General features: G+C 42.0%; 2 protein-coding genes. One reads left to right on the top strand and one right to left on the bottom strand.

Features of this window, described 5'->3' with window-relative positions; translation table 11 throughout:
- Positions 1-80: 80 nt before the first annotated feature.
- Positions 81-266: a hypothetical protein gene (locus NB504_RS06410; protein ID WP_258428515.1), complete on the bottom strand. Its 186-nt coding sequence runs from the start codon at positions 264-266 to the stop codon at positions 81-83.
- Positions 267-1,026: 760 nt separating this feature from the next.
- On the opposite strand from NB504_RS06410, the gene NB504_RS06405 reads away from it, so the two are divergent.
- Positions 1,027-1,800 carry an aminoglycoside phosphotransferase family protein gene (locus NB504_RS06405; RefSeq protein ID WP_258428514.1) on the top strand — a complete coding sequence of 258 codons (774 nt, stop codon included), beginning with the start codon at positions 1,027-1,029 and terminating at the stop codon, positions 1,798-1,800.
- Positions 1,801-2,431: the final 631 nt, after the last annotated feature.

Below are 2,431 nucleotides of genomic sequence, written 5' to 3'. Positions count from 1 at the left end.
CTTTAAGTGCAAAATTGCAGTTCAGTGTTTAAGTGTGTTTTTTAAGTTCGGCGGTGCGTTGTCAACCCCTTAGCCGGGCGTTAGGCAAAGTGAGTTTTTATCAGCCAAATCGGGTTTGAATTGAACGGCGAATTCCATGTTCTCATGGCTGGACTTAAACAATAAATCGTCATCACATATTTGTTGTTTCTTGATCGTGTTGGGTTGTTTAGCGCGGTGAGTTTAGCGGCAAAATAACCTTCAGCATCCAAACGTCCGCCGAGCATGCTACGCTCGTCACTTTTCTTCCAAATCGCTCAATTTGAATTTGTTGGTTTCTTTGCTGATTTAGGGTTTTGGTTTATAAATAAATCGGTTAGTTTGTTTTAAGTTTGTAAAAAGCCCTGTTCCTTGGTTTTGAAAGTATCATTGTCAATCGGTTGGCCTAACAAACGGCTCAAGAGGGATTGCCAACGCTTGGCGACTTTAGTGCAAAATTGAAGTTCAGTGTTTAAGTGTGTTTTTTAAGTTCGGCGGTGCGTTGTCAACCCCTTAGCCGGGCGTTAGGCAAAGTGAGTTTTTATCAGCTAAGTCGAGTCTGAATTGAACGGTAAATGCCATGTTTTCTAGCTTAAGTTAAGCAATAAATAATCATCACATATTTGTTGTTTCTTGATCGCGTTCGGTTGTTTAGCGCTGTGAGTTTAGCGGCAAAATAACCTTCAGCATTCAAACGTCCGCCGAGCATGCTACGCTCGTCACTTTTCTTCCAAACCGCTCAATTTGAGTTTTTTTGTTTCTTTGCTGATTTAGCATTTTGGTTTATAAATGAATCGGTTAGTTTGTTTTAAGTTTGTAAAAAAGCCCTGTTCTTTGGTTTTGAAAGTGTCGGTGTCAATTGGTTGGCCTAACAAACGGCTCAAGAGGGATTGCCAACGCTTGGCGACTTTAGTGCAAAATTGAAGTTCAGTGTTTACAGTGTTTTTTTTAAGTTCAGCGGTGCGTTGTCAACCCCTTAGCCGGGCGTTAGTTGCACAGGGAGGTATCGTGGAAGAATTATCAGGCGAAAGAGAATCTGCAATATATCGAGATGGTGAAGTCGTCTATCGACCTCTTCAGCCATGGAGTTCTACAATTCATCTTATTTTGAAGCATCTTGAGCGAGCAAAGGTAGACGAAATCCCCAGGTTTCTAGGGGTTAATCAAAACCAAGAAATCTTAAGTTTTGTCGCAGGTAATACCTACAATTATCCGCTAGTTGGCGCAATCGCAACAAATGATGCACTCATGTCAGCGGGTAAATTACTACGAAAAATACATGACTCAACAGCTTCACTCTTGGAGCAACTCGATGTCAATGCACACCGATGGATGTTAGACCCGAGAGAACCATTTGAAGTTATCTGTCATGGTGACTTTACCCCATACAATGTTGCCCTATTAGAAAATACAGTTGTTGGTGTGTTTGACTTCGATACAGCGCACCCAGCACCTAGAATATGGGACCTTGCATATTCAGTTTATTGTTGGTCTCCTTTCAAAACTGATAGCAATGATAAGCTAGGGACAATCTCAGAGCAGGTAGTTAGAGCTAAGTTGTTCTGTGACAGTTACGGCACAACTGAATCAGAAAGAGAGCAATTAGCCGATGCTATGGTTCAGCGATTACAGGCTTTAGTATCTTTCATGCGTAGTGAAGCCGAAAATGGCAATGAATCCTTTGCTGAAAACATAGAGCAAGGTCATCTTCAAGCTTATCTGAATGACATAGAATATATCACTGAAAATAAACAAAAAATTCAGTGTGCATTGTGCAACTAACAAACGCCTCAAGAGGGACTGTCAACGCGTGGCGTTTCCAGTCCCAATGAGCTGCGGTGGTTACGGTTGGTGCGTTTGAGTTTAGTGTTATGCGTTGCCAGCCCCTTAGGCGGGCGTTATGCAACTCAGGTAAATTTAGGAGTTCAATCTTTTAGGTTTCTCCGGCCATTCATTTTATGTTGTCGGCAAATGAGCTTTTTTACCCTCAAATTCGTGGCTAACTCAAACCGTAAAACAGACAAGATTCTTGGTTTGCCTCAATGAGTTTTGGTGCTGGTTTGTTGGCAATTCAGCGTGCGCAAAGTGTGGAAAGGGCAAGTTAATCGAGTATTTCGCATTTGCTGAAAGTCTTGCTTGTTGAGTTTGTCTCATTCAAAAGCTTGGTTTGTTGTTGAACGGTGGACTTTGTTTTGGCGGCTTATTTATCTCGGCTCCTACTTGGGTTGGTTCTTGAATCACTCAACCATTGCAATTGTGGCTTTTGGTCGTGTAAAGTCAGTTTATCTTATTGAATTTGCATAACAAACGGCTCAAGAGGGATTGCCAACGCGTGGCGACTTTAGTGCAAAATTGCAGTTCAGTGTTTACAGTGTGTTTTTTTGAGTTCGGCGGGGCGTTGTCAACCCCTTAG

It is taken from the genome of Vibrio sp. RM-69-4 (assembly GCF_024743775.1).
In the GTDB taxonomy this organism is placed as follows: domain Bacteria; phylum Pseudomonadota; class Gammaproteobacteria; order Enterobacterales; family Vibrionaceae; genus Vibrio; species Vibrio anguillarum.
The sequence above is the reverse complement of the archived record's forward strand: the minus strand, read 5'-3'. Positions and strand labels throughout refer to the sequence as shown.

Coding starts and splice junctions, on each gene's coding strand:
- NB504_RS06410 (WP_258428515.1), bottom strand. CDS start 266: ATGCTCGGCGGACGTTTGGATGCTGAAGGTTATTTTGCCGCTAAACTC.